4 protein-coding genes are annotated in these 6,213 nt (G+C 36.6%); 1 reads left to right on the forward strand and 3 read right to left on the reverse strand.

Annotated features, from left to right (window positions below; all coding sequences use genetic code 11):
- Positions 1-16: 16 nt before the first annotated feature.
- From O9316_RS13035 to O9316_RS13045, 3 genes are all read right to left on the reverse strand, one after another.
- Positions 17-2,302: a hypothetical protein gene (locus O9316_RS13035; protein WP_298203421.1), complete on the reverse strand. Its 2,286-nt coding sequence runs from the start codon at positions 2,300-2,302 to the stop codon at positions 17-19.
- Positions 2,250-3,302: a hypothetical protein gene (locus tag O9316_RS13040; protein WP_298203422.1), complete on the reverse strand. Its 1,053-nt coding sequence runs from the start codon at positions 3,300-3,302 to the stop codon at positions 2,250-2,252. The genes O9316_RS13035 and O9316_RS13040 overlap by 53 nt, the downstream gene beginning before the upstream one ends.
- A 141-nt stretch (positions 3,303-3,443) precedes the next feature.
- Positions 3,444-4,910: an aminoacyl-histidine dipeptidase gene (locus O9316_RS13045; protein WP_298203423.1), complete on the reverse strand. Its 1,467-nt coding sequence runs from the start codon at positions 4,908-4,910 to the stop codon at positions 3,444-3,446.
- 96 nt (positions 4,911-5,006) lie between these two features.
- Between O9316_RS13045 and O9316_RS13050 the strand changes: the two genes are divergently transcribed.
- Complete coding sequence (locus O9316_RS13050; protein ID WP_298203424.1) at positions 5,007-6,074, forward strand: DUF3810 domain-containing protein; 1,068 nt, start codon at positions 5,007-5,009, stop codon at positions 6,072-6,074.
- Positions 6,075-6,213 lie beyond the last annotated feature (139 nt).

Here is a 6,213-nt window from a genome sequence, read left to right on the forward strand (position 1 = left end):
CTATACTACACAAAACTTATTGCTTGTAATAATAGGCAAAGATTTCACAGTTATTCATCATTTCAGAGTAATGATCAGGATATTTTTTCTCAAACCCTGCAAAGACCTGACCGTTAATCTTTTGATAGTCTTCATTATCCCAATAAAAATATTCATTTTTATGCGTCCGTCTGTAATTGTGTTCAGCTTCTCGGGCTTTACATTTGGCAATCATGTAACTACATAAGGCTTTATAATCTTTGTTTTTAGCATATTGTAATGCTTTTTCATAATAATAACGTGCTCGATGACAAGAGTAATAGTTAGCTTCATCGGGATAATTTACATCTTGTGCTTCAGTTCGACTTATCCTATTGAACATCCAAGCATTTCCATAATACGTTTGATTATAGTAGCAATTCGCTAATAAAAAGTAGTCTTTATGGCGATTCTTGTTTGAAACTTGTTGTGCTGCTTTTTGAAGTTGAATCATTTTACGAACCACTGATGCTTTTGTCAAATTTGTTGCAGACATTTTTTCATCAAAATTCATATATCCTTTAATTTTGTAAAAAGGATTTTCATTAAACAAAGGATTATTGGTATAATACCCTTTGGCTACTTTTTTAAAAGCTGTGTAAGCTTTCGCTAAATCATTGTCGCGCATGTACTTAATCCCCAATAAATCATAAACTCTGTTGGAATCATTTTTGAGCGTACTGTAGAGCCAAATTTCAAAAGAATTTTTAGAAGGAGTTTTCAATTGTGTAATGACAAGTTCCCAATCTGCTGCACTTAACTCCGCATCTACATAATGATACCAATTGAAATTAAAATCATCCCAAAGTGTTTTTTTTCCTGAACCTGAACGCCAATATACATTATTCTCCCAATCGTCATTAGTGTCAACAATTTTAGAAATTAATAACGCAGCTTCTGATTTATTCCCATTAAACTCTAATTCTTTTGCAAGGGCAAATAAAAACCTGCCATTATCTTTATTCTTTAGAATAACTTTTTGAATTGAAGAAGGAAGTTGTGCTAAATTCGGCGATTGATGGGCAATTTTTGAAAGCGCAAATATCCGGTAGTATTGCTCTTTGAATTCACTTTTTTCGTTAGCAACATTCATTTCGGCTAACGATTGCAAAGTGTTTAGAGGTTTTCCCACCAAAAACTCAAGATAAGCTTTTGATAATCTCCAAAAATTTGGCGTTTTCACTTTTTTTAAATTTACGCGTTCAACCCATTGCAATACCTTTTCAGCATATTTCCGATCGACTTCAGCGCGGTGTAGAATTCGCTGTGAATTATTGTTTTCCCAATAATCTTCTCGAAGTACGGGTTGAAACATTGCGTAGGAAGGTGTTAAAACCCAATCTTCGATTTTATTTATTTCACGTAATAAAAGAAATTCTAAGGCTTCATTTTGTGGATGAATTGTATAGATTGTTTGTATGGCATTGAAACTGTAGTCCAACTTACGAATGGTATACAACGCTAAAATATTGGCTTTCTCCTTTTTAGTTTTAGCTTGGGCCAAAACATTTTTAATGGGGATATGCCGATTAAAATACCAACGAATATCAAAACGATTATCGGTTTCTAATGCAAATAACTGTGCCGCGAAGAAATTCAATTTAACATCATTTGGCTCAACAGACATTCTGTAAAACAATATCCAATTGTCGATTATTCCATTCATCGAAAATCGTTTCGAATAGACTTCATCATACAACTGAATTACTCTTTTATTCGCTTTATTATCCTTCAACAATCTGAAAACCTGGAAGTAATACCGCTTTACTAATTGAACATTTGTTACTTTCTTTATTCTATCAAGGCCATACTGAATAAAAACCTCTCGCTTCTTTTGTTCTACATCTTGATTGTGTTCCCAAACATCATCTGCATCAGGATTCAAATGTTCAATGGCCTTTGCAAACGATAAATAATCAAGAGCATTTTGGTCGCCTATCGCTTTTAAATAACAAATTAGTGGATGTTTTTCGTACTGTTTTTTATTGATAAAATCTAATTCTTCTAAAGCATTGTCAATGTCTTTTTTACTTACTTTTTGCTTACAATAGTTAAACCAAAGGGAGACATTTTCAGACTCCTTATAGTGATTGGTACTAGGATACTCATAGGTGTAACAATAATTGAAACGTTCATAAGAATGAAAATTAAAACTATTCGGATAAAAAAGACTCATCCGAATATCTTCACCGTAGGGATAAAAATAACAAGCGTAACTCTTTTGAATAAAACTATTTAGTAAAAGAAGTATAAAAACGATGCAAAGTGGGTATCGAGTATTCATGAACAATGGTTGAGTCTAAATCAAAAAAGGTAACAGTTGTTTCTTTAGGAAACTTGACTTTAGATTTTAATAGATTTATTGTTGAAAATAATTTATCCTGAGTGACATCTTCCATTTTAATTTTATCCCCAATGCGATAATAAACCTCTGATATTGTGGTGTCTTTTTGAATCTCCCACCAAAGTTCACTTTTTTGAGTTGCAATACTCTTTAGCGTTTTTTTTGACAGATGTGTGAAACCTCTGAATTGATCATATTGGTAATGGAAAGCCCAATTGAAAACAGGCAGCGCAACATCAAGAGGGACTGGATAGGCCTTTTCGACTGTTAGGTAAGCCTCTAATTCGTCAATGTCCAAAATAGAATTTCGTTTTTTATCTTCAAAAGGTTGGAGAAGATTATAACACATTAATGTGACGCGATCCACTGGAGGTATACCCATTTTGGTTTGGTACTTGTAAGGATATAGGCGCAACGTACAACTGACTTTCTTTTTGGAAACTTTTCTTAATTGCTCTAAAAAATAAAAGTAGTTTGATTTTGATTTTAAGGTCCAGTCACAATCTATCTGAATTTCTTTATTCAAATGGTATTCAGTAAACTTTTCCTTCATGTATTTGTTACTTAAATAATATACATTCGACACAAGTGTATCTATCTCCGAACGACTGCTTTTAATAAAAACATCGTTCCGAATAAATATTGTTGGAATAAATTCTATTTTCTTTTTGGGTTCGCTTTGAGTAGCCCAATAATTACTGTAAAAATTAGTTTTTGAAATTGGGATATTCCCTAGCGTTGCATCGCGTTTAACTTCAAAAACTTTGAAATACAATTTCTCAACTTTTAACGTATCCATCAAGTATACATCTGAATCATAATTATCTTCAGATGACTTCCAATAATAAAAGGCACGTACAATTTTTTGAGGCTTTTCTCCCTTGTTATTACAGGCTATTAAGAAAAAAACTGGAAGTAGCAGTAATGCTAATTTTTTCATGTCAGGCTACGAATTGGTTTCGGTTATTTCCATTCTATTTCAACAAAAATTAAGCCAATTTTCAATAAAAAATCCTGAAACTCAAACGTTCAGGATTTTTTTATTGTTTTACGGTTAAGCCTCAATTTTTAGTGCTAACGACTAACTCGTTTTTACGGGAATATGGGCTAAAATTTCGAGCAAATAGTTCCAAAATTTTTGCGATGAGGAAATACTTGCACGTTCGTCGGGGCTGTGCGCTCCATGAATCGTGGGCCCGAAAGAAATCATATCCATATTGGGATAGTTCGTGCCTAGAATTCCACATTCCAATCCCGCATGACACGCGACAACCCGCGGTTTTTGTCCGTTTTGTTTTTCATAAATAGCGACTAAAACCTTTAGAATTTCCGAATTTACATTGGGCGTCCATCCGGGATAACTCCCCGAAAACGTTACTTCACAACCGATTAATTCAAAGGCTGAACGAAGGGCATTGGCCAAATCAAACTTGGCGGTTTCTACAGAAGAGCGGGTTAAACACTGTACCGATAGCTGTCCCTCTTTCACCACTACGCGCGCAATATTATTGGATGTTTCTACCAAATCAGCCATATCGGCACTCATTCGATACACGCCGTTGTGGGCTGTATAAAGGGCGCGTAACAACCCTTCTTGCACCCCTAAATCCATAATTTTGACAGGAAGTGCTGACTTTTCAATGCTAACTTGAAGCTGAGGCTCGGTAGTTTTGTATTCCGCTTTAATCTCGTTGATACGCGCTTGCATTTCAAACGCAAAAACCTCGTCATACATTGAAGCGATAATCACTTGCGCCACACTTTCTCTTGGAATAGCATTGCGCAAACTTCCTCCGTTGATTTCAGCAATTTGCAAACCAAAATTTTCAAATCCATCAAACAACAAACGATTCATGATTTTATTGGCGTTACCCAAGCCTTTATGAATATCCATGCCCGAGTGACCTCCTTGCAACCCTTTTACTGTAATAGTGTACCCAAGCGAACCTTCAGGAACGTCATCTTGGTTATAGGAACGAATCGCTGTTACATCAACCCCTCCGGCGCATCCGATATCAATTTCATCGTCTTCTTCAGTATCGAGATTTAATAAAATTTCCCCTTGAAGAATTCCTCCTTTTAAGTTCAAAGCTCCAGTCATTCCCGTCTCTTCATCAATCGTAAAGAGTGCTTCAATCGCGGGATGGGGAATATCTTTGCTTTCTAAAATGGCCATGATCGCCGCTACACCCAAGCCATTATCAGCACCCAACGTGGTTCCTTTGGCGCGCACCCAATCGCCATCGACATACATTTGGATACCTTGTGTAGTGAAATCAAAATCGGTATCGTTATTTTTTTGGTGCACCATATCCAAATGCGCTTGCATCACAATCGGTTTTCGATTTTCCATGCCTGGCGTCGCAGGTTTTCGGATAAAAACATTTCGGATTTCATCTTCAAAAGTTTCTAATCCTAAACGCGTTCCAAAATTTTTCATGAATTCAATCACGCGCTCTTCTTTTTTGGAAGGACGGGGTACCGCATTTAAATCGGCAAATTTATTCCAAAGGGGTTTGGGTTCTAATTGACGTACGTCTTGACTCATAGTGTAAAAATTATTTTTAATGCTGTTACAGCGTTTCAAAAATACAAAGATTGTTGGGTGTAGCCTAAGATTACCGTACATTTACCCTAAAAAAAGGTGAACCTACGAACGTACTGGGGATGGTATGCGGTGCTCGTGCAGCTCCTCCTTTTAGCTTTTCTTGGACAATTTCCCGAGGTGATTGAATGCTATTACAGTCAGGGCATCTATCGCTACATCGATGCATTTTGGCGTTTTTGTTTGGGTCGTATTCCTTTTTCGGTTGGCGATGTTTTTTACCTTTTGCTTATCCTTAAAATCGCTTGGTCCTTATGTCGTTGGAAAAAAACAACCCTTTCGCAAAAATGGATTTCCCTAGGGCAATGGAGTGCGGTCGTATTCATGATTTTTCAACTCAGTTGGGGATTGAACTATCATCGGCAAAAACTGACCGATACGTGGAACCTCAATCCGCAATACACGCTAGAGGAATTGGTAACGTTTACCCGTCAACTGAGGGATGAAACGCATCGTATTCATTTGCAAATCACCCAAGATCCCCAAAAAAGCGTACGTGTTCCTTACCGCTTGGATTCTCTTTTTCTGTTGGCTCACGAAGGATACCAGGCACTTCAGCAACGGCATCCCGACATCAACTACGGACAACGTTCTGTCAAAAAAAGTTTGTTGAGTACCCCGCTATCGTACATGGGCTTTTCGGGCTATTTTAATCCGTTTACCCATGAGGCTCAGGTAAACGCCTTACTCCCCTCGTACACTTTAGGGAATGTCATTTGTCATGAAATGGCCCATCAAACGGGTATTGCCAGTGAAAGTGAGTGCAATTTTATTGGATTCTTAGCCGGATATTATCACACAAACCCTTATTTTCGATATAGTGTTTGTACCGCAGCCCTACGGTATTGTTTAGGGACACTTCAGGTAACACAACCCAAACGATTCAAAACACTGTATGATTCATTGCATGAAGGAGTAAAAGCCAATTTTAGAGAAAGTAAACAGTTTTGGAAAAACTATGACACCCCAATCCATAAAGGCTTTCATGGGTTTTATGACCATTTTCTCAAAGTAAACCAACAGTCCGATGGAATGGCGGGATACAGCAAGTATGTGGGGTTGTTGATGGGGTATCAAAAAAAGGGCTTTTTCCAGAATAATAAATAATGGCTTTAGTCTAAATAATATATTTATTATATTTGCTTTATGAAAGACAGTATTTTATCCCAAATATCGGAATTAAATCAGGAAGATAAATCCCGATTATACAAAGTTATTGAAGGCTTTTTGTTTGATAATGAAGTTG

The organism is Flavobacterium sp. (genome assembly GCF_027533505.1).
Taxonomy (GTDB): domain Bacteria; phylum Bacteroidota; class Bacteroidia; order Flavobacteriales; family Flavobacteriaceae; genus Flavobacterium.

Excerpts from the sequence above, each read along its gene's own strand:
- O9316_RS13045 (WP_298203423.1), bottom strand. The coding sequence starts at position 4,910 with ATGAGTCAAGACGTACGTCAATTAGAACCCAAACCCCTTTGGAATAAA.
- O9316_RS13035 (WP_298203421.1), bottom strand. The coding sequence starts at position 2,302 with ATGAATACTCGATACCCACTTTGCATCGTTTTTATACTTCTTTTACTA.
- O9316_RS13040 (WP_298203422.1), bottom strand. The coding sequence starts at position 3,302 with ATGAAAAAATTAGCATTACTGCTACTTCCAGTTTTTTTCTTAATAGCC.